The organism is Achromobacter sp. Root170 (assembly GCF_001428165.1).
Classification (GTDB): domain Bacteria; phylum Pseudomonadota; class Gammaproteobacteria; order Burkholderiales; family Burkholderiaceae_B; genus Achromobacter; species Achromobacter mucicolens.
Map to the genome: position 1 here is coordinate 395,574 of NZ_LMHN01000012.1, position 19,323 is coordinate 414,896.

The window sequence follows — 19,323 nt, forward strand, 5'->3', positions numbered from 1 at the left end:
AAGGATTGGCCATCGTCCTGTTGGCGGGGATTGCTGGCGGGGTGCAGGGGGAAACACGTGTGCCGCTCGCGGCGCCCCGGGTCATCACCTGCGACATGACACTGGCCCCCGAAACGGCCCTTCAGGTCGTGGATGAGGCCAGCCCGCAAGGGGCAGCGGTGGAGGGCGCGGCGTTGATTGACCTGCGCAACGGCATGAAGGCGGTGCAGTTCTCTGTCCGCAACGCGCGCGACCCACATCCCTTCGGCGTGATTCTGCGCGTCCGATACGCGGTCCAGTGGTTTGACGATTGCGGACGCCGCGTCGTCAACGGCGCCCAGGTCGTCGATGGCCTGGCGTTGGACCCTCGGCGTCAGGAAATCATCCAGTCCACGGCCATGGATCCCCTGGCCACGCGCGCCATCGTGCGCATATATGTTGAAAACTGAGCATCAAACATCCATGAAAAAAGCATCTCTCATCGCCCTCCTGGCGCTGTCGCTGGCGGGCTGCCAGAACATGGCAGTGGTTTCCAGCAACCCGAATGGCGATCTCAGCCGCACCGGCCAGCCGGGCATGGTGTCCTTCGGTCTGCAGAACACGGATTTTGAATACGCGTCGAAGAAGGCCGTGCAGGAGTTCCTGGAATCTCCCTACGCCAAGAAGCCGGGCGGCGGCCGCTGGGTCGTGCAGATGGGCGAAGTGGTCAACGACACGACGTTCCGCATCGACACCGCCAGCATGACCTCGCGCATGAAGATCGCACTGACGAAGACCGGCCAATTCATCTTTACCGGCGCGACGGGCGCCGAACGCACGGACTTCGTGAAGGACTCGCGTCAACTCAGCAAGTCCAAGATGTTCAACCAGAAGACGGTCGCCCGTAACGGCACCGTGGTCGCGTCCGACCTGGAAATGGGAGGCGCGATCCGTCAGCGCACGGTTGTCGACGGCGCGCAGAAGCAGCAGCAGCTGGAGTACGAATTTGATTTCCGCGTGGTTGAGCGTGATACCGGCCTGGAAATTTTCCAATCACTGATCCCCATCGAGAAGCTGGGGCCCAATCAGAATTTCGCTTGGTAAGAGGCCGCGTCATGTCCAAATTCACCCCGATCGTCCTGGCGTTGTCCCTGCTTGCCGCAGCCGGCACACCGATGCAAACCGCGCTGGCGCAAACCCCGGCACAGCCCGCGGCACAGCCCGCAGCACAGCCCGCAGCGGGCGCGCACGCCGTGACCCCCGTTCCCGGCCAGGCGCCGGAGGCGCTGCTTGACAAGGCCACGGGCGCCAATGCCATGGGCGATGAGCCCGTCCAGAGCTACGAAGACTGGGTGGCCGAATTCGAAGAGCAGTTCGGCCAGGCGATGGGCAAGGCCCAGGATGGGCGAGTCTTCTACGCCGGCTTTGCGCCGCTGTCGGTCGACAGCGCCGCCAATCCGCATTACGGCACGCAGTTGGCCCTGGCCTATGAGCGCGCCGTGTTCGACATGCAGGCCGATTACATCCTGTCGACCTATGGCCGCCTGACCACCCAGACGATCCTGACGCGCTTTGAGGACCAGTCCAGCAACAAGGACGTCTTCGATCCGGTGGAGCTTGAAGCCGCGTTGAAAGCTGGTGGCGGACGCTTGGAAGCCTTGATCGACAAGGCGCTGACGCTGCTCGACAAGAAACTCGATAACGCATTGGTCGAGGAAGGCGTCCCGGCGGAGGACGTCAAGAAGATGACCGTGGAACAGAAGAAAACGCTGTTCAAGGACAATCTGAGCAAGAGCGTGACCAAGTCGGCATACCAGAACATGCAAGGCCTGGTGCCGGTGCAGACGCGCATCTTCTCGCAGACGGCTAATGGCAAGAAGGCCATGCTGGTGGCGGTGATTGCGGTGCAGTCCGAAAAGACCCGGCAATTTGCGCAGGACATTGCGCGCAAGCGGCCGACGCTGGTCAAGGGCGATCCCAAGGTGCTCAAGGACCTGCTGCCTGCCAATGAAAAGGGCTATCTGAACGAGGTCGGCCTGCGATTCACCTACGACGAGGCCGGTCGTCCCATGCTGCTGTCCTACGGCCGCGCATCGGTGCCGATGGACCCGAGCTGGAGCGCGTCGCGCGCGATTCGCGCCAAGCAGACGGCACAGGATATCGCGCAGGCGATGGCCGAGGCGAACATCGTTGCCTTCATGAACAACAACATCCGGATCTCCGAGAACACGGAGATGGGCGATGTCAACGAAGACCTGGCCCGCCAGGTTACCGAGATCGAGAACGGCAAGGTTGGCCAGAGCCAGCAGATCAAGGAACAGATCGCCGAAACGATCCAGAAGCGGTCGCGCACCGGCACGGCGTCGGCAAGCGGCGAATTGCGCGGCACCAGCGTCGTCAAGCGCTGGTCGACGCAGGACGGCAACGGCGTCGAACACGTGGGAACCGTGGTGGGGTGGACGTACGGGCAATTGGAGAACGCCAACGCCATCGACGCGCAGATGCGCGGGCGCGGCAATGGCGCGCAGCCGAACGGCGCGGCCGCCACGGCGACCGATCAGAACCGCTCGTCGAAGTCCATCAACAGCAAGCATGACTTTTAACGGCGGTTGACCGCCCCTACAGGATCACTGCATGAAAGCCGTTCTTTCGACCCTGCTGGTTTCGTTGGCAATTTGTCTTGGCCTGATGCCGAGCGCCCAGGCGCAAGTCACGGAGGCTACCGTGACGGCCGATGGCCAGGGCATGAGCCGCGAAGAAGCCATTCAGGCCGCGCTGGTCAGCGCGGCCGGGCAGGCGTTTGGCGTGCGCTTGTCGGCGCAGTTCGTGACGCAGAACGTGTCTGTCGATGCGTCCGTGGACAATCAGGATCATTCCACGGTCGTCAGCGCCATGAACAAGAACATTCGCCAGACGCTCAATACGCCGCAGAATGCGCCGATACTCGGTTACGACGTCAACAACGTGGCTGAGTTTCCGGGCCGCGGCTGGGAAGCCACCGTCACGCTGCGCTACGCCAAGTACGAACGCCTGGGCGCGGACAGCAACCGCCGTAGCGTGGTCGTGGTCAGCAACAGCAGGCAGTTCCGTCCTCAGTTGATCCAGACCGTCGGCGAATCGCTGGTGGGCACGCGGCGCTTCGATGTGCTGAATCGGGAAAACGACAGGCTCTTCCAGGATGAGAAGGAGTTCATCCTGGGCGACGCGGCGGCCAATCCCGAGGTCGCCCGCCTGTCGCAGGCCAGTGGCGCCGATTATCTGGTGGTGGCCCAGTTGCAGAGTCTTGGCGTCAGCAACAACCAGCGCGAAACCATTGCCATGACGGGCGAAGTCCTGGTCAACAGCAGCGCCAGCGGCACGCTGCAATTGCAAGTGATCGAGTTCTCTTCCCGCAAGATCAAATGGTCGGGGTCGCAGAAGTTCGGCGGCAACTATGCGGGCGCCACCAGTGTGGGCGCCGATACCCTGAACAAGCTGATCGGCGGCGCCGCCGACAAGCTGGTTGCCCGCATGGTGGATGCGATCTATCCGATGCAGGTCATCAAGGTGATGGGCGATACGGCCATCATCAATCGCGGAGAAGGCGGCATCGCGGCGGGCGACACCTACGCGGTCTTCCTGGTGGGAGAAGAACTGCGCGATCCGCAGAGCGGCGAATCCCTGGGTGCGATGGAATCCGAAGTAGGGCTGGGGCGCGTCACGGAGGTCAAGCCCAAGTTCTCTTTCCTGAAGATGGCATCGGGCACCCTGAGCGAAGGCGGCAGTTACATCGTGCGCAAGACCGACAAGAAGGTCCAGGCGCCGGCGGCCGCCCGGCCCGCCCCGAAGCGCGCATCGGCCGCTGCCGAGAAGTCCCAGGCTCCGGATCGCGCTAACGTGTTCCTCAATAATTGAGGCGTATCGGCCAGCCAATCCGGAAAATGTTTCCGGATTGGCCTGGAAAACAGATTTCCATGTTGGGAAACAATCCGCCGCCGCCCGGGATCGTCTAGGAAACCGGGCCCATTCCGGCGAAATCCGCGGGTCGGCCGTGCCAAACGCGCGCTTGTGCGCGGGCAGATGCCCGCATACCATATGGCCACCACGCGCCTGCGCCATCCTGCATCCGTTCGTTTGGATAGAACGGTTCGCCGCGCTACCCCGCAAGTTTTCAACGACACAGTGCAGCAGTCGTCTCCAGAGATTGCCATGCTAAATGCGTCCGTCCGGCGCGATATTGCCGAACTGACCCCGCTACCGAATGATCTGAGCGTCCTGCCCCGGATGACGTTTCATGCCGCGTGGGCGGCCAGTCCCTTCGACGTCCTGGACTTGAGGCCGCTCTCGATCGCGGCGGCGGGCAGCGAACGGGACGTGTATCTGCACCCGGCCGACAGCTCGCTGCTCATCAAGATCATCAATGGCGCGCGCCGCAGCCAGCCGGACCGCAAGCGGGCCTGGTACAAGCGCTTTCAGCGGGATGACGCGCACCGGGTGTTCATCATGGAGACCGTCGAGTACATCGCCACGTCCGCGCGGCAAGGGGCGCATGTGGGCAATGTGCTCATGGCGCGCATCTTTGGCCTGATGTTGACCTCGAAGGGTTTGGGGCTGGTGGTCGAGCGCATCGTCGACGCTCACGGGAACCTGGCGCCCACGCTGAAAGAGGTGGTGGCGCGGCACGGGTTTTCCCCAGAACTGCGGCATCGCGTGCATGACTTCATCATGGCGCTGATCGATGCGCACGTCATCTTCAACGACGTCAGCGCCAGCAATATCGTCGTGGGCTTCAATGCCGAAGGGCGGGAAGGCCTTTATCTGGTGGACGGCTACGGCTCCAAGCAGCTGATTCCCGTGTATTCGTGGAGCAAGGCGCTCAATGGCCGGCGCATCCTGCGACGCTACGACACGATGACGAAAAAGCTGCTGGCCGCGAGCGCACGGCGCCTTTAGGTGTTTAGGCGTTTAGGCGTTTACGCGCTTAAGCGCTTAGGCGCTCAGCCCTTCAGTCTGTCCGGCACGTCGTCCATGTCGCTGCACACCGCCAGCACCTCGGCCGGCTTTCTGCTCAGCGACAGATACACATGCCCGATGCTGCTGTCGAAGTACGCCGATTCCAGGCGGTTCAGCACGACGCTGTCGCCATTTTCAAATTGGATGCGGACCTTGCCCGACAGGACCACGACGAATTCCTGGCCGGGATGGCGAATGTAGTCCTCAAATTCCACCACCTTGCGCGAGTCGATCATGGCGACCATCGGCAGCATCTTCTTGCCGGGGTATTCGCCCATCAGCAGGCGGTAGTGATAGTTCTCGGTGATGTAGTCGCGGGCGTCGCTGAGCCGGTTCTTGACGAAGGTGGGGGCAACCGCGGCCTGCGCGGCGTCGCGCAGCATGAACATGCGGGTCATGTCGATGTCGAGCGCGCGGGCCAGGGCGGCGAATTTCTCGTAGCTGAGGGCGATCTGGCCGAGTTCAGCCTTCGATAGGGTCGATACCGCGATGCCGCTGGCCTTGGACAGCGCCTGCAAGGTCATTTTCCTGGCCTTGCGCTCGGCGCGCAGGCGGGCGCCCATTTCTTCCTTGCCCACGATCTCGGGCGGGGATGTGTTGCCGGTTGGGGCCATGTAGCGGTCTGGCTGATAGGGTTGAAGGCAGGGGCAGGGCCCGCAAGCCCCGCCGCGTGTAGCCGGATTGTAAGGGGTGGGCCGGATCAGGCGGGCGGTTGGGCGCCGGTGCGTTCGACGATCATCCGGTAATGCTCGGGCCGGCGGTGGGCGGCGAAATTGAAGATGTTGGCGCGGTAGTGATCCGACACCGACAGGTCGCAGACGAAATTGATGACCTCGTCGTCCTCGGAAAAGGTGCGCACCATGATTTCGCCGGTGGGCGCGACGATGCAGGATCCGCCGATCATCGGGTTGCCTTCCTCGACGCCGGCCTTGGCCGCCGCCGCCACCCAGCAGGCGTTCTGGTAGGCGCCGGCCTGCAGCGACAGCAGGTGATGGTGCATGCGCAGGTGGATCGGCTCGTTCCATTGCACGTAGCCCGACGGCGTGTTGTAGCCGGCCATGACGACCTCCACGCCCTGCAGGCCCATGACGCGAAAGGTCTCGGGCCAGCGGCGGTCATTGCAGATGCACATGCCGATGGCGGCGTCCGGGGTCTGCCACACGGGAAATCCCAGGTCGCCGACGGCGAAGTACTTCTTTTCCAGGTGCTGCAAGGGCGCGCCGTCGACAGTCTGCGCGTCGCCGGGGATGTGGATCTTGCGGTACTTGCCCACGATCTGCCCGTCGCGGCCCACCAGGATGCTGGTGTTGTACTGCGCGCCGTCCGCGAGCTCGGCATAACCCAGGTAAAAGCCGATGCCCCTGTCGCGCGCCGCGTCGAACAGGGGGCGGGTCAGCGGGCCCGGCATCTCGGTCTCGAAAAATTCCTGCACTTCGCGGGGATCGTCCAGGGACCAGCGCGGAAAGAAGGTGGTCAGGGCCAGTTCCGGAAACGTCACCCAGGCGGCGCCGCGGCTGTGCGCGTCTTCCAGCAGGTCGATCAGGCGGCGCACGACCTGGACGCGGGTGTCGCTGCGCTGGACGGGGCCCAGCTGCGCGACGGCAAGGTGCAGCTTGCGGGCGCTCATTCGCCGCTCCCGGCGGCGGTCCGGGCCAGGACGCGGCCGGCGTGCTGGCCGGTGAAGGCCTGCTCCTCCCAGACGGGGGCGCCATTGACGTAGACCGAGTGGATGCCGGCCGCACGTTCGGTGGGGCGTTCGAAGGTGGCGGCGTCCGCCACGGTGGCCGGGTCGAAGACCACGAGGTCGGCAAAGTAGCCTGGCTGCACCTGCCCGCGCTCGGCCAGGCCGAACTTGGCGGCGGTCAGGCCCGTCATCTTCCAGACGGCGGTTTCCAGCGGGAACAGGCCCAGGTCTCGCGAATAATGGCCCAGCACGCGCGGGAAGGTGCCCCACAGCCGGGGATGCGGGCGCTCGTCGTGGGGCAGGCCGTCCGAGCCGATCATGGTCGGGCCGAACTTGAGGATGCGCTGCACGTCGGGCTCGTCCATCATGAAATAGATGGCGCCGGCCGGTTGCAGGTCCGGGACGACGTCGTACTTGGACTTGCCGCGCTCGGCGGCCACTTCGTCCAGGTCGCGGCCGCTGAGTTCCGGGTACGGCTTGCACCAGGTGATGATGGTGCGGCCGGCCAGCAGGACGCGGTCCTGCTTGAGCATCGTGGATCCGGCCACGTAGGGGTAGGCGTCCAGCGAGACATCCTGCTTGGCCATCGCGGCTTCGATCAGCGGAAGGGTTTCGGCGGACCGCCCGAAGTTCGGCTGGCCCATGACCTTGTGATGCGAGATCACGACGGGCACGTCCAGTTCGCGGCCGATGCGGAAGGTCTCTTCCAGCGCTTGCACGATGTGTTCGCCCTCGTCGCGCATGTGCGTGGCGTAGATGCCGCCGTGCGTGTTGAGCGGGCGGCAGACCTCGATGATTTCCTCCGTGGTGGCCTGGGCCGCGGGCGGGTAGAACGTGCCGGTGGAGATGCCGATGGCGCCGCTGGCAAGCGCATCGTCGGCCAGCGATTGCATGGCCTGCACTTCGTCGGGCGTGGCGGCGCGCTGCAGGTCGGACATGACGGCCGCGCGCAGCGTCGAATGGCCGACCATGCAGGCGGCATTGACGGCGGCGGGCGTGGCGCGCAGCGCGTCCAGGTAGTCGGAGAAGCGTTCGAAGCGGTAGGAGCCGCCTTCGTCCAGCAGGTCCAGCGGCGCGGGCGGGCTGGCGTGGGCGTGGGCCAGGGGCGCCAGGCTGATGCCGCAGTTGCCGGTGACGACGGTGGTGACGCCCTGCGAGATCTTGGGCGTCATGTCGCGGCGTTTGAGCAGGTAGTTGTCGTCGTGCGTGTGCGAGTCGATGAACCCGGGGGCCACCACCTTGCCCGATACGTCGATGCGGCGGCGCGCGGCGCTGCCACTGAGGTCGCCCACGGCGGCGATGCGGTCGCCGCGCACGCCCACGTCGGCGCGCTGGCCCGGGGCGTTGGTGCCGTCGATGACGGTACCGCCGGCGAGGATGTAGTCAAACGGGGTGGCGTCGGGCTGGGACATGCGATTCTCCGGCAAGGTGGGATCAGGCAATGGTGGGATCAGGCAAAGTGGCAGGCGACCTGCTGTTCGGCGGCGACCTGGCGCGGCTGGGGCGTTTCTTCGGCGCAGCGCGGCTGCGCCATGGGACAGCGGGTACGGAACGCGCATCCGGACGGCGGCGACAGCGGGCTGGGGATTTCGCCCTTCAGCACCTCGACGGGGTTGCGCTCCCCGTGGCGGGCGGACGGCACGGCTGCCAGCAGCGCCCGGGTGTAAGGGTGGGCCGGACGGTCGAAGATCGCATCGCGGGTGCCGATCTCCACGATCTTGCCCAGGTACATGACGGCCACGCGGTGGCTGATGTGGCGCACAACGCTCAGGTCGTGCGAGATGAACACGTAGGTCAGCCCCAGGTCCCGCTGCAGGTCCATCAGCAGATTGATGACCTGCGCCTGCACCGACACGTCAAGCGCCGACACGGGCTCGTCACAGACGATGAGCCCCGGGTCCAGCGCCAGGGCGCGCGCGATCACGATGCGCTGGCGTTGGCCGCCCGAGAACTCATGCGGATACTTGTCGGCGGCGTCGGGCCGCAGGCTGACGCGCGCCAGCAACTGCGACACGCGTTCGCGGATGGCCTCGCGGTCGTGGCCAAAGTTGCGCAGCGGCTCGCCGATGATGTCGCGCACGCGCATGCGCGGATTCATCGACGAAAACGGGTCCTGGAAGATGAACTGCATGCGGCGGCGCATGGCGCGCAGCTGGCTGCTGTTCATCTTGGCGAGGTCTTCGCCCTCCAGCAGGATGCGGCCTTCGGTGGGATCGGTCAGGCGGATCAGGCACTTGCCGGTGGTGGACTTGCCGCAGCCGGATTCGCCGACCAGGCTGAGCGTCTGGCCGCGGGGCACCGACAGCGAGATGCCGTCGACCGCGCGCAGCACCTTGGCGCCGCGCCCGCTGTCCACGGGAAAGTGCTTCTTTAGGCCGATGACTTCCAGCATGGGCACCGCGGTGGCGGCGGGCACGGAAGACGCGAGGGGAATGTCGTGCAGGTTCATGGCGGGTCTCATGCGTCTCAGGCGGTCAGGGCGGCGGGTGCCGGTGCGTCCTGGCGGGCCCAGCACCAGACGCGGTGGCGGGCGCCCGCGTCGGTGGCGCCGGGCGCTTCCTCGGTGCAGCGCGGCAGGGCCTCGGGGCAGCGCGCCGCAAAGGCGCAGCCGCGCGAGGCAGGTGTGCGCACCGGAACGATGCCGGGCAGCTCGGCCAGCCGCGCGGTGTGGTCCTGCCCGTCGACGAAGTCGGGCAGCGAGCGGATCAGCGCCTGCGTGTACGGGTGCTGCGGACGGTCCAGCACGTCGTCCACGCTGCCTTCCTCGACCTTGCGGCCGGCGTACATGACGATCACGCGCTGGCACATCTGCGCGACCACGCCCAGGTCGTGCGTGATCAGCACGATGGCCGTGCCCAGGCGCGCCTGGATATCGCGCAACAGGTGCAGGATCTGCGCCTGGATGGTGACGTCCAGCGCCGTGGTGGGCTCGTCTGCGATCAGCACCTTGGGCTGACAGGCCAGCGCCATGGCGATCATGGCGCGTTGCCGCATGCCGCCCGAGAGCTGATAGGGGTACTCGCGCACGCGGCGCGCCGGGTCGGAGATCTGCACCAGGTCCAGCAGCGCCTCGGCCTGCGTCAGCGCCTCGCGCCGCGACAGGCCCTGGTGCAGCATGAGCGACTCGCTGATCTGCTTGCCCACCGTGATCACGGGGTTCAATGAGGTCATGGGCTCCTGGAAAATCATCGAGATCTTGTTGCCGCGAATGGCGCGCATCGATTTCTCGGGCAGGGCCAGGAGATCGCTGCCGTCGAATTCGATGCTGCCGCTGGCGACGCGGCCGGGGGCGCGCAGCAGCCGCATGATGGACAGCGACGTGACGCTCTTGCCGCAGCCCGATTCGCCGACCAGGCCCAGGGTTTCACCGGGCAGGAGGTCGAACGAGAGCTTGTCGACGGCCAGCACGGTCGTGTCGTCGCCGTCGAAACAGGTGGTGAGGTCTTGCACGCGCAGGACGGGATTGGGTTGCATGTGCGCTCCTACAGCTTCTTGGCCAGGCGGCGATCGAGCATGTCGCGCAGCCCGTCGCCGACCAGATTGACGGCCAGGACGGCCACGCCCAGAAAGAGGCCCGGATACAGGATGATGTGGAACGCCACGGCCACGAAGTTGCGGCCTTCGGCCATGATGTTGCCCCAGCTCGGGATGTGCGGCGGAATGCCCACGCCCAGAAAGCTCAGCACGGCTTCGGTCAGGATGGCGGAGGCCGCGATGAACGTGGCCTGCACCATCAGCGGCGCAAACAGGTTGGGCAGGATGTGGCGCATCAGGATCGACGGCACCCGCGTGCCGACCGAGACGGCGGCCTCGATGTAGGGCTGCTCGCGGATGGTCAGGACCAGCGCGCGCACCAGGCGCACGACGCGTGGCACCTCGGGAATGACGATGGCGATGATGACGGTGCCCAGCCCTCCCTTCAGTGTGGCCATCAGCGCAATCGCCAGCAGCACCCCGGGGATGGCCATCAGGCCGTCCATGATGCGCATGATGACGGCGTCGATGCGGCGGAAGTAGCCGGCCATCATGCCCAGCACCACGCCGGCGGCGGTGGAGACGACGGCGACCACGATGCCGACCAGCAGCGAGATGCGGGCGCCCCAGACGGTGCGCGAATAGACGTCGCGGCCCAGCGCGTCGGTGCCGAACAGGTGTTCGGCCGAGGGCGGCTTCATGCGCGCCAGCGGATTGATTTCCTGCGGGTCGACGGTGGCCAGCCACGGCGCGGCCAGCGCGATGGCCGCGAGGATGATGAGAATCGCGCCGCCGGCGTACAGCATGGGATGGCGGCGCACCGACCGGAACGCACGCCGCAGGCGCGGCCGCGTGGCGGGAAGGGGCAGGGTGGTCGTGTTCATGCGTGGCCTCTTCTCAATAGCGGATGCGGGGATCGAAGAGCCGGTAGCTCAGGTCGACCAGCAGGTTGATCAGCACGTAGATGCCCGAGGCCACCAGCAGCACGCCCTGGATGACCGGATAGTCGTGGCGCAGCACGGCGTCGATGGTCAGGCGGCCCAGGCCCGGGATCGCAAACACCGTCTCGGTCACGACGACCCCGCCGATCAGGAGCGCCACGCCGACGCCGATGGTCGTGACAATGGGATTGGCGGCGTTCTTGAGCGCATGCCAGACGATGGGACCGGACGACAGGCCCTTGGCGCGCGCGGTGCGGATGTAGTCTTCGGACAGGGCCTCCAGCATGGTGGCGCGCGTCATGCGGGTCAGCAGCGCCATGTACACCAGGCCCAGCGACAGACAGGGCAGCACCAGGTGGCGCAAGTAAGGCACGAGGCCATCGGCCAGGGGTTTGTAGCCCTGCACCGGCAGCCAGCCCAGCTTGATGGAAAAGCCGTACACCAGGCTGTAGCCGATCAGGAACACCGGCACCGAGAACGCGCACACCGCGCCCACCATCACCAGTCTGTCCAGCCACTTGCCGGCGTTCCACGCGGCCAGCACGCCCAGGGGGATTGCCGCCAGCACGGCGAACAGCATCGTGAAGAGCGCGATCGAGATCGTCGGGCCCATGCGCTGGGCGATGAGCTGCGAGACGGGCATCTGCGTGGACATCGACGTGCCCAGGTCGCCCGTGGCGATATGGCTGACCCAGATGACGAACTGCTGCAACAGCGGCTTGTCCAGGCCCAGGTTCTGGCGGATTTTCTCGACGTCGTCGGCGGTGGCGTTGTCGCCCGCGATCACCGCTGCGGGATCGCCCGGCGACAGGTGTATCAGCAGGAACACCACAACCGCCACGACGGCCATGACGGGTATGACGGCCGCGATGCGGCGCAGGATGAATTTCACGCTGGATTCCCCCCGGCTTGCGGCCGGGCGCGCGCGGCGCCCGGCGTCGGCCTTACGGTTTTTCGATGTTCCACATCACCGGGATGCCGGACTTGACCAGCTCGGTGTGCTTGAGGCCGCGCACGGCAAAGACGGGCTTGAACTCGCCCCACATTACGTAGGGCACCGTCTGGTAGGCGCGCGCCTGGATCTGCGCGGCGATGTCCTTGCGTTTGGCGGCGTCCGTTTCGCGGATCCAGCTGGTGCGCAGGGTGTCCAGTTCCTTGTCGCAGGGCCAGCCCGGCAGGCTGTTGCCGCAGGCGGCGGACAGCCACGGATTGGTCACCGGCGTGCTGGCGTCGAAGTAACCGCCCCAGGTCAGGAAGATGTTCCAGCCGCCTTGCGCGGGCGGATCCTTCTTCAGGCGGCGTCCGGCCAGCGAGGCCCAGTCCATGGACTGCAGGTCCACGTTCACGCCGGCCTTCTTCATGTTCTGCGCCAGCACCATGACGGCGGGAGCGCTCAGGTGATCGGTGGGGTACAGCAGCACGACCTTCTCGCCCTTGTAGCCCGATTCCTGCAGCAGTTGCTTGGCGCGGGCCACGTCCGGCTTGGCGTAGGGCGCGGCGCCCGCGTCCGTGGCCAGGGGCGAACCGCAGATGTACATGGTGGGGCAGTAGTCGACGCGGTACTTGTCCGGGTAGCCCATCGCGGTCAGCATTTCCTTCTGGCTGACCAGGTGATACAGCGCCTGGCGCGCCAGCGGGTTGTTGAACGGCGGATGCAGGGAGTTGAGAATCACCATGCCTTGCGAGGCAACCGACGTGCTCAGCGTGATGTCGGGATTGGTTTCGAGCACCGGCAGGAAGTCGGGCGTGACCTGTTCGATCATGTCGACCTCGCCGTTCATCAGCGCGGCCGTCGACGTGTTGCCGTCGGGGATGTAGACCCACTCCACGCGGTCCACCTTCACATTCTTGGCGCCCGCCAGGCCGTCCGGCGCTTCGGACCGCGGCACGTAGGCCGGGTTCTTCACGTAGACCACCTTGTTGCCGGGCACCCATTCATCCCGCTTGAAAAGGAACGGACCCGACCCGACCATCTCGGTCACCTGGGTGTTCGGATCGGTGGCCGCCAGCCGCTTGGGCATGATGAAGGGCGGCATGCCGGAGGGTTTGGACAGCGCATCCAGCACCAGGCCGAAGGGCTCTTTCAGGGTCAGCGTGAATGTGTTTTCGTTGGTGGCCGCCAGTTCCGCGCCCGCCGCCATCATGGCCTGGCCCAGCGTGTCCTTCTTTGCCCAGCGCTGGATCGAGGCAATGCAGTCCTCGGCCGTCACCGGCGTGCCGTCGTTGAACTTCAGGCCGGGGCGCAGCGTGAACGTCCAGGTCTTGCCGTCCTCGGACATGGTCCAGGTGTCCACCATCTGCGGCTTGACCAGGCCTTGGCTGTCCTGGGCGAACAGGGTGTCGAACACCATGTAGCCGTGGTTGCGCGTGATGTAGGCGGTGTTAAAGAGCGGGTCCAGCGTCTTTAAGTCCGCATGCGGCACGAGGCGCAGGGTTTTGGTCTGGGCGAGCGCGCCGGTCGCGGCGCTCATGGCCAGGAGCGCGGCGGCTCCCAGCAGGCTGAAACGTCTGATCATGGATTTCCCCTTTGTTGATTCTGGTCTGCCCGTCATGGGCGGCTTGGGTGGTTGGTCCTGGGCATCGGGTCTTACTGCTTGAACGGCCACTTGGGCAGCTGGCGCTTCACGAACGGCAGCGTGTTGAGGTCATTCGTGATGGCGCCGGGCGTCTCGACGTAGATGACGTGGCGCCCCACCTTGGAGTACGAGGCGTAGAAGTGCTGCGAGGACTTCACGATGATGAGTTTCATCGCGGCCAGGTCCACGCCGAATTGGGTAAAGAGGTCGGTGCCCATCGCCTGGGTGCGCGAGGTGGTCATCACAAGCGTCACGCCGTGGGTGCGCACGACGGCAACGTCGCCCAGCAGCGCGGGCGTGCCGGCCAGCCCGGTCATGACGGCGTCGCGCTTGAGCGCCAGGATCTCGCAGTCCAGGTCCAGCGGCTGGCCGGACACCGGCGCCACCTTGCCGCCCACGCGCAGCTTGATCTGCGCGCCTTCACCGGCCTCAAAGCACAGCTGCACGGCAACCGGATCCCAGAACGGGCCGGAGGCGACATCGGTGATGCCGCGCGCCAGTACGCGTTCCAGAATGAACGTGGCATCGCTGGGCGCGCCGCCGCCCGCGTTGTCGGCCGAATCGGCCAGCACCACGGGAAATTCGGTGTGCGCCAGCGCCAGGTCCAGCGCTTCGTCGGCGCCGGGGTAGGGCGGCGCAAGCTGGTCGCGGAACCCGATGATCTCTTCGCCCAGCGTGCGCGCCAGCGCCTCGGCCTGCGCGGGGTTGCCGTCGGTATAGACCAGCACCTTCGAGCCCATGTCCGGCGTGTCGCCCCACGGAAAGCCGTGGGCGATGGACACGGACAGCACGCCTTCCTTGCCCTCCATGGCCAGCAGGCGGTCCACGAAGCTGCGCATCGGCTCGCGGCTGGTGTGCATGATGGAAATCATCTCGCAGTCGAAGACCGCGCGCGCGGGCTTGATGCGGCCCTCGGCGCGCGCCACGCACAGGTCGACCAGGTCGAAGGCGCGCTCCAGGATGTCGGTGTGGGGGTATTCCTTGAAACAGACCAGGAAGTCGGCGCTCTGGACCATCGTGTCCGTCAGGTGGCAGTGCGGGTCGAGCTCTGCGCCGATCACGGTATCGGGGCCCACGATCTCGCGCGCGCGTCGCAGCAGGTCGCCTTCGCAGTCGTCGTAGCCGTCGGCGACCATCGCGCCGTGCAGGCCAAAGAGGGCGATATCGACCTTGCCCGCGCGGCGCAGATCGTTCAGCAGCTCGTCGCGCAGCGTCTCGTAGGCGTGGCGGGTCGTGATGCCGGCCGGCGTCGCGCCTGCCGTCAGCCCTTCGATGAGGGTCCAGTCCTTGCCCGCGGCGCGTTGGCGCGCCGCCCACAGCGGACCCGAGAACATCTGCATGCGGTCCGGATGCTGGCCGGCCGGAAAGTAGCCGCGCGCCCGGTAGGAGGCCAGGCCGGTCGGAATGGGAGAAAAGGTGTTCGTCTCGGTCGCCAGGGACCCGGAAAAGATCTTCATGAATGACGCTCCGCGCAAAAAGTGGGGCTTTAGGGCGCGGGCATCGGGGCGCGCGCTTGGGGTGTCGCCCCGCCAGGCGCTGCGCCTGGCGGTGTCATGCAATCGAACGGGACAGCTTTCAGGCGGCAGGCGCCTTGGGCTGAGCATCGCCCAGCCACGCCTGCACTTCGATCTCGACGTCCACGTCCATGGCCAGCTTGGCCTCGACGGTGGAGCGCGAGGGGAAATCGGAAGAGAAATGGCTGCGATAGGCCTCGTTGAACTGGGCGAAATGCGCCAGGTCGGTCAGCCACACGGTCACGCGCACCACGTCTTTCAGGCTTGCGCCGGCCAGGGCCAGGGTTTCCTTGATGCGCGCGATGGCGGCATGCGTCTGGGTGGCGACATCGCCGCGCACCACCTGGCCGGCGGCATCCATCGGGATCTGGCCGGACAGGAACAGAAAACCGCCCGCCTGGGTGGCGCGCGAGAAAGGCAGGGGCAGGGTGCTGGGGTAGCGGGTAATGGCGGTCATTTGGACAATCTCGGTGTCGTAGGCAATAAGGTCAGCGCAGGCGCTCGGGCCGCACGGCGTCGGCATTGACGCCGTGCGCCTGCAGGTGGTCGGGAATGGGCTGGTGCGTCAGCAATGCGGCCGCCAGCTCGGACGTGGCCGCCGCGGTCTGGATGCCGTAGCCGCCTTGCGCCGCCAGCCAGAAGAACGCCGGCGTGGCCGCATCCCAGCCCACCACGAAGTCACCGTCGCGCACGAACGAGCGCAGGCCGGCCCAGGTGTGCTTGGGGCGGCGGATGGTCAGCGACGTGGCGGTTTCGATGCGGTAGATGCCGGTGGCGACATCCAGTTCCTCGGGCACCACGTCGTGCGCATCGACCGGGTCGGCATTGGCGGGCGAGCCCAGCAGCTGCCCCGCGTCGGGCTTGAAGTAGTAGCTTTCGTCCACGCCCACCACGGCGGGCCAGTGCGAGAAATCCATGTCCTCCGGACCGCTGAAGGTGAACGCGGTCCGGCGGCACGGCTGCAGGCCGACGGGGGCGGCGCCGCACAAGCCAGCGGTGTGGTCGGCCCAGGCGCCCGCGGCGTTGACGACGGCCCGCGCGCGGATCTGCCGGCCATCGGCCAGGGTCAGCGTCCAGACATCGTTCTCGAAAGCGGCGCCCACCAGTTCGGCGTTGTTGTGCAGCACGGCGCCCTGGCGGCTCATGCCGCGCAGAAAACCCTGGTGCAGCGCATGCACGTCGATATCGCGCGCATCGGGTTCCTCGATCGCGCCGCACAGCTGGTCTTCGCGCAGGCAGGGCACGCGCTTGACGGCCTGGCTGGCGTCGATCAGGGCCACGTTGGGTGACTGGCGGTGGAAGTCTTCGAAGGCGTCCTGCAGCAGATCCTTCTGATCCGGCGTTCCGATGTACAGCACGCCGCGAGGGCTGAGCAGCGGATGCTCGCAGAAGCCTTCCGGCGGATGCTCGTAGAACGCGCGGCTGGCGCGCGTAAGCGCCTTGATCTGCGTGGTGCCGTAGGTCTCCATGAACATGGCCGCCGAACGGCCGGTGGAGTGATAACCGGGTTGGGACTCTCGTTCCAGCACCGCCACGGACGCCGAGGCGCTCAGGCGGTAGGCCACGGAGGCGCCGGCGATGCCCGCGCCGATCACGGCAAAATCGTATAGGGTTTCAGCAATCATTTTGTCGGAAGCGAGAATTCTCTTATTTGATAATTCTCGAATACGATAGTTTTTTGGCGCGGCGGGGGTAATAGGGGAATGCCCGCATCGGGGCAGAAAGCATGCAATGGGGCGCGGACGCGCGAATCGGGAACGCCGCGCGATGCCGGCGGACGCGTCAGCCCAGCTTGCCCAGCAAGCCGATCAGCTTGCGCCGCTCTGCCGCGCCCAGCTTGGCGCTGATGCGGGCGTCGTGCGCCTGAACGGCCTCGGTGATGGCGGCCAGCGCATCGTGGCCGGTCTGTGTCATGGCCAGCGCGTACGCGCGCCGGTCGTGCTCGGCCTCCTGGCGTTCCACGTAGCCCAGGTCCTGCAGCTGGTTCACGATCTGCACCGCGCCCGATCGCGCAATGCCCAGGATGCGGGCCAGGTCGGTGAGCTTGAGGTTTTCGTTCGCGGCGATCAGCGTCAACGCCGAGTACCGCTGCGGCGTGATGTCCCACGGCGCCAGCGCGGCCAGGAAGTCCTCGTAGATCAGGATCTGCGCGCGCCGGATCGCGTAGCCGACCAGGTCGTCCAGCGCGCCGTACTGAACGCCGGGCACGTGCGGATCGAAGTGTTCGCCACGGGCCGCGGGGCGGCGAGGGCGTTGGACGGATGCTCTGGACATGGGGGCGGATCGCGGATGGGGCCTCAACACTAATGCAGGCATTGTCGCCGCGCCACCGGATTGCGGGAAATCCCTCGTGCGGAACGCGGGGCGATTTTGTTATGTTGCATAACAAATAAGACCAGGAGTAGACATGCAAATCGTCATTGCCGGCGCGGGTATCGGCGGGCTGACTCTCGCGCTGATGCTGCACCGCCGCGGCATCGGCTGCCGCATTTATGAAAGCGCGCAGGAACTGCGTCCGCTCGGCGTCGGCATCAACCTGCTGCCCCACGCCGTCAGCGAGATCGAACAGCTGGGCCTGATGCCCGCGTTGGCCGAATGCGCCATCGAGACCTCGCAGCTGCACTACTACAACAAGCTGGGCCAGCCGATCTGGCGCGAGCCGCGCGGCCGCGAGGCCGGCTATCCGCTGCCGCAGTTCTCGGTGCATCGCGGCGAGTTCCAGATGCTGCTTGCGCAGGCCGTGCGCGAGCGCCTGGGTCCGGATGCCATCGTCCCCGGCATGGTGCTGGAGTCCGCCACCCAGGACGCGGACGGCGTGCAGGCCCGGTTCCGCAGCCGCGCGGACAACGCGCTGCATACCGTGCAGGGCGACATCCTGGTGGGCGCCGACGGCATTCATTCCGCGCTGCGGCGCCAGCTCCATCCCGTGGGGGACGAACCCCGGTTCTCCGGCCGCATGCTGTGGCGCGCGGTGACCGAGGCGCCGCCGTATCTGGACGGGCGCAGCATGTTCATGGCGGGGCACCAGGATCAGAAGTTCGTCTGCTACCCGATTTCGGAACCGCTGCGCCGGCAAGGCCGCTCGCTCATCAACTGGATCGCCGAGCTGTCCATTCCGGGCGCGGAACTGCCCGCCACCGACTGGAACCGCAAGGTCGACAAGTCCGTCTTCGCGGACCGCTTCGCCGACTGGCGCTGGGACTGGATCGACATCCCGGCCATCATCGACGGCGCCGAGGCGATCTACGAATTTCCGCTTGTGGATCGCGACCCCTTGCCGCGCTGGACGCGCGGACGCTTCACGCTGCTGGGAGACGCGGCGCACCCGATGTACCCCATCGGCTCCAATGGATCGGCGCAGGCCATCCTGGACGCGCGCTGCCTGGCTGACTGGCTGGATCAGGCCGTGCGCGGCAAGGCGCGCTCGGCGGAGATCGCGCTGCTGGAGTACGAAGCCGAACGCCTGCCGCGTACCGCGGGCATCGTGCTGCGCAACCGCCTGAACGGCCCCGAGCAGGTGATGCAGATGGCCGAAGAACGCGCGCCCGCGGGGTTCGCGAACATCAACGACGTGATTTCGGGCGAGGAGCTGGCGGCGGTGTCGCTGCGCTACAAGCAGCTTGCGGGCTTTGACCCGGCGGCGCTGCGCCTTGCCCGCGGAGAGAAACCATGAGCGGCGCCGATGCCATGAACGACACGCAGGCCCCCCGGCTTGAACACGTGGCCACCGTCGTGGTCGACGTGGGCGCGCCGCAGGAAGTGGGCGATACCCCGCAAGGGCGCCGCCGCGTGATCCCCATCACCGGCGGCACGGTCCAGGGACCGCGCCTGTCGGGCAAGGTGCTGCCCGGCGGCGCGGACTTCCAGATCATCCGGTCGGCCACCTTCACGGATATCCACGCACGCTACGTCATCGAGACGCCCTCGGGCGAACGCGTGTATGTCGAGAACACCGGCATCCGCACGGGCAGCGCCGAGGACATTGCGCGGCTGGCGCGCGGCGGAGCCGTCGATCCGGCGCGCATCTACTTTCGCAGCTATCCCCGTTTCGAGACGTCCGCGCCCACGCTGGGCTGGATGAACGAAAGCCTTTTCATTGGCACCGGCGCACGGTATCCCGACCGCGTCGAGCTGCGCTTCTATCGCATTTGCTGACCCCGCGGCAGCCGCCGCGGCATTAAAAA

Annotated in this window: 19 protein-coding genes; 7 read left to right on the forward strand and 12 right to left on the reverse strand. The window is 66.4% G+C overall.

Going from position 1 to position 19,323, the window contains the following annotated elements:
• Positions 1 to 5: 5 nt before the first annotated feature.
• The 5 genes from ASD87_RS26895 (at position 6) to ASD87_RS12045 (ending at position 4,890) form a co-directional block, all read left to right on the forward strand.
• Positions 6 to 428, forward strand: a complete 423-nt coding sequence (locus tag ASD87_RS26895; protein WP_156403414.1) for a hypothetical protein — start codon at positions 6 to 8, stop codon at positions 426 to 428.
• A 13-nt stretch (positions 429 to 441) separates the two neighbouring features.
• Positions 442 to 1,062 (forward strand): penicillin-binding protein activator LpoB, encoded by a 621-nt coding sequence (locus tag ASD87_RS12030; RefSeq protein ID WP_056321546.1) that lies wholly within the window; start codon positions 442 to 444, stop codon positions 1,060 to 1,062.
• 11 nt (positions 1,063 to 1,073) lie between these two features.
• A complete protein-coding gene (locus ASD87_RS12035; protein ID WP_056321549.1) occupies positions 1,074 to 2,561 on the forward strand; it encodes a DUF6844 domain-containing protein in 1,488 nt (495 codons plus the stop codon).
• 31 nt (positions 2,562 to 2,592) lie between these two features.
• The gene (locus ASD87_RS12040; protein WP_056321552.1) at positions 2,593 to 3,852 is read left to right on the forward strand and encodes a hypothetical protein; all 1,260 of its coding nucleotides are present in this window, start codon (positions 2,593 to 2,595) and stop codon (positions 3,850 to 3,852) included.
• A 294-nt stretch (positions 3,853 to 4,146) separates the two neighbouring features.
• Complete coding sequence (locus ASD87_RS12045) at positions 4,147 to 4,890, forward strand: YrbL family protein (protein WP_162256767.1); 744 nt, start codon at positions 4,147 to 4,149, stop codon at positions 4,888 to 4,890.
• 44 nt (positions 4,891 to 4,934) lie between these two features.
• On the opposite strand, the gene ASD87_RS12050 is transcribed toward ASD87_RS12045, so the two are convergent.
• The 12 genes from ASD87_RS12050 to ASD87_RS12105 form a co-directional block, all read right to left on the reverse strand.
• On the reverse strand, positions 4,935 to 5,564 hold the full coding sequence (locus tag ASD87_RS12050) for a helix-turn-helix domain-containing protein (RefSeq protein WP_056321556.1): 630 nt from the start codon (positions 5,562 to 5,564) through the stop codon (positions 4,935 to 4,937).
• An 86-nt stretch (positions 5,565 to 5,650) separates the two neighbouring features.
• Complete coding sequence (locus ASD87_RS12055) at positions 5,651 to 6,577, reverse strand: N-carbamoyl-D-amino-acid hydrolase (protein ID WP_056321559.1); 927 nt, start codon at positions 6,575 to 6,577, stop codon at positions 5,651 to 5,653.
• Positions 6,574 to 8,046, reverse strand: a complete 1,473-nt coding sequence (locus ASD87_RS12060) for an amidohydrolase family protein (protein WP_056321561.1) — start codon at positions 8,044 to 8,046, stop codon at positions 6,574 to 6,576. Before ASD87_RS12060 ends, ASD87_RS12055 begins: the two co-directional genes overlap by 4 nt.
• Positions 8,047 to 8,084: 38 nt before the next feature.
• Positions 8,085 to 9,083, reverse strand: coding sequence for an ABC transporter ATP-binding protein (locus ASD87_RS12065; RefSeq protein ID WP_056321564.1), 999 nt, complete (start codon positions 9,081 to 9,083; stop codon positions 8,085 to 8,087).
• 17 nt (positions 9,084 to 9,100) lie between these two features.
• Complete coding sequence (locus tag ASD87_RS12070; RefSeq protein ID WP_056321568.1) at positions 9,101 to 10,108, reverse strand: ABC transporter ATP-binding protein; 1,008 nt, start codon at positions 10,106 to 10,108, stop codon at positions 9,101 to 9,103.
• 8 nt (positions 10,109 to 10,116) lie between these two features.
• Complete coding sequence (locus tag ASD87_RS12075; RefSeq protein ID WP_056321571.1) at positions 10,117 to 10,992, reverse strand: ABC transporter permease; 876 nt, start codon at positions 10,990 to 10,992, stop codon at positions 10,117 to 10,119.
• 13 nt (positions 10,993 to 11,005) lie between these two features.
• Positions 11,006 to 11,941, reverse strand: a complete 936-nt coding sequence (locus tag ASD87_RS12080; protein WP_056321574.1) for an ABC transporter permease — start codon at positions 11,939 to 11,941, stop codon at positions 11,006 to 11,008.
• A gap of 52 nt (positions 11,942 to 11,993) precedes the next feature.
• Positions 11,994 to 13,565 carry an ABC transporter substrate-binding protein gene (locus ASD87_RS12085; protein ID WP_056321576.1) on the reverse strand — a complete coding sequence of 524 codons (1,572 nt, stop codon included), beginning with the start codon at positions 13,563 to 13,565 and terminating at the stop codon, positions 11,994 to 11,996.
• A 71-nt stretch (positions 13,566 to 13,636) separates the two neighbouring features.
• Positions 13,637 to 15,082 (reverse strand): M81 family metallopeptidase, encoded by a 1,446-nt coding sequence (locus tag ASD87_RS12090; RefSeq protein ID WP_056321578.1) that lies wholly within the window; start codon positions 15,080 to 15,082, stop codon positions 13,637 to 13,639.
• A gap of 118 nt (positions 15,083 to 15,200) precedes the next feature.
• Positions 15,201 to 15,596, reverse strand: coding sequence for a RidA family protein (locus ASD87_RS12095; protein ID WP_056322710.1), 396 nt, complete (start codon positions 15,594 to 15,596; stop codon positions 15,201 to 15,203).
• Positions 15,597 to 15,627: 31 nt separating this feature from the next.
• The gene (locus ASD87_RS12100; RefSeq protein ID WP_056321581.1) at positions 15,628 to 16,764 is read right to left on the reverse strand and encodes an FAD-binding oxidoreductase; all 1,137 of its coding nucleotides are present in this window, start codon (positions 16,762 to 16,764) and stop codon (positions 15,628 to 15,630) included.
• A gap of 157 nt (positions 16,765 to 16,921) precedes the next feature.
• Complete coding sequence (locus ASD87_RS12105; RefSeq protein ID WP_056321583.1) at positions 16,922 to 17,413, reverse strand: MarR family winged helix-turn-helix transcriptional regulator; 492 nt, start codon at positions 17,411 to 17,413, stop codon at positions 16,922 to 16,924.
• Positions 17,414 to 17,546: 133 nt separating this feature from the next.
• Between ASD87_RS12105 and ASD87_RS12110 the strand changes: the two genes are divergently transcribed.
• Entirely contained in the window at positions 17,547 to 18,812 is a 1,266-nt protein-coding gene (locus ASD87_RS12110) for a flavin-dependent oxidoreductase (protein ID WP_056321588.1), read from the forward strand.
• Positions 18,809 to 19,294 carry a DUF3237 domain-containing protein gene (locus ASD87_RS12115; protein ID WP_056321590.1) on the forward strand — a complete coding sequence of 162 codons (486 nt, stop codon included), beginning with the start codon at positions 18,809 to 18,811 and terminating at the stop codon, positions 19,292 to 19,294. Before ASD87_RS12110 ends, ASD87_RS12115 begins: the two co-directional genes overlap by 4 nt.
• Positions 19,295 to 19,323 lie beyond the last annotated feature (29 nt).

Excerpts from the sequence above, each read along its gene's own strand:
- ASD87_RS12050 (WP_056321556.1), bottom strand. The coding sequence starts at position 5,564 with ATGGCCCCAACCGGCAACACATCCCCGCCCGAGATCGTGGGCAAGGAA.
- ASD87_RS12040 (WP_056321552.1), top strand. The coding sequence starts at position 2,593 with ATGAAAGCCGTTCTTTCGACCCTGCTGGTTTCGTTGGCAATTTGTCTT.
- ASD87_RS12060 (WP_056321561.1), bottom strand. The coding sequence starts at position 8,046 with ATGTCCCAGCCCGACGCCACCCCGTTTGACTACATCCTCGCCGGCGGT.
- ASD87_RS12070 (WP_056321568.1), bottom strand. The coding sequence starts at position 10,108 with ATGCAACCCAATCCCGTCCTGCGCGTGCAAGACCTCACCACCTGTTTC.
- ASD87_RS12035 (WP_056321549.1), top strand. The coding sequence starts at position 1,074 with ATGTCCAAATTCACCCCGATCGTCCTGGCGTTGTCCCTGCTTGCCGCA.
- ASD87_RS12115 (WP_056321590.1), top strand. The coding sequence starts at position 18,809 with ATGAGCGGCGCCGATGCCATGAACGACACGCAGGCCCCCCGGCTTGAA.
- ASD87_RS12065 (WP_056321564.1), bottom strand. The coding sequence starts at position 9,083 with ATGAACCTGCACGACATTCCCCTCGCGTCTTCCGTGCCCGCCGCCACC.
- ASD87_RS12090 (WP_056321578.1), bottom strand. The coding sequence starts at position 15,082 with ATGAAGATCTTTTCCGGGTCCCTGGCGACCGAGACGAACACCTTTTCT.
- ASD87_RS12110 (WP_056321588.1), top strand. The coding sequence starts at position 17,547 with ATGCAAATCGTCATTGCCGGCGCGGGTATCGGCGGGCTGACTCTCGCG.
- ASD87_RS12100 (WP_056321581.1), bottom strand. The coding sequence starts at position 16,764 with ATGATTGCTGAAACCCTATACGATTTTGCCGTGATCGGCGCGGGCATC.
- ASD87_RS12030 (WP_056321546.1), top strand. The coding sequence starts at position 442 with ATGAAAAAAGCATCTCTCATCGCCCTCCTGGCGCTGTCGCTGGCGGGC.
- ASD87_RS12095 (WP_056322710.1), bottom strand. The coding sequence starts at position 15,596 with ATGACCGCCATTACCCGCTACCCCAGCACCCTGCCCCTGCCTTTCTCG.
- ASD87_RS12045 (WP_162256767.1), top strand. The coding sequence starts at position 4,147 with ATGCTAAATGCGTCCGTCCGGCGCGATATTGCCGAACTGACCCCGCTA.
- ASD87_RS12085 (WP_056321576.1), bottom strand. The coding sequence starts at position 13,565 with ATGATCAGACGTTTCAGCCTGCTGGGAGCCGCCGCGCTCCTGGCCATG.
- ASD87_RS12055 (WP_056321559.1), bottom strand. The coding sequence starts at position 6,577 with ATGAGCGCCCGCAAGCTGCACCTTGCCGTCGCGCAGCTGGGCCCCGTC.
- ASD87_RS12105 (WP_056321583.1), bottom strand. The coding sequence starts at position 17,413 with ATGTCCAGAGCATCCGTCCAACGCCCTCGCCGCCCCGCGGCCCGTGGC.
- ASD87_RS12075 (WP_056321571.1), bottom strand. The coding sequence starts at position 10,992 with ATGAACACGACCACCCTGCCCCTTCCCGCCACGCGGCCGCGCCTGCGG.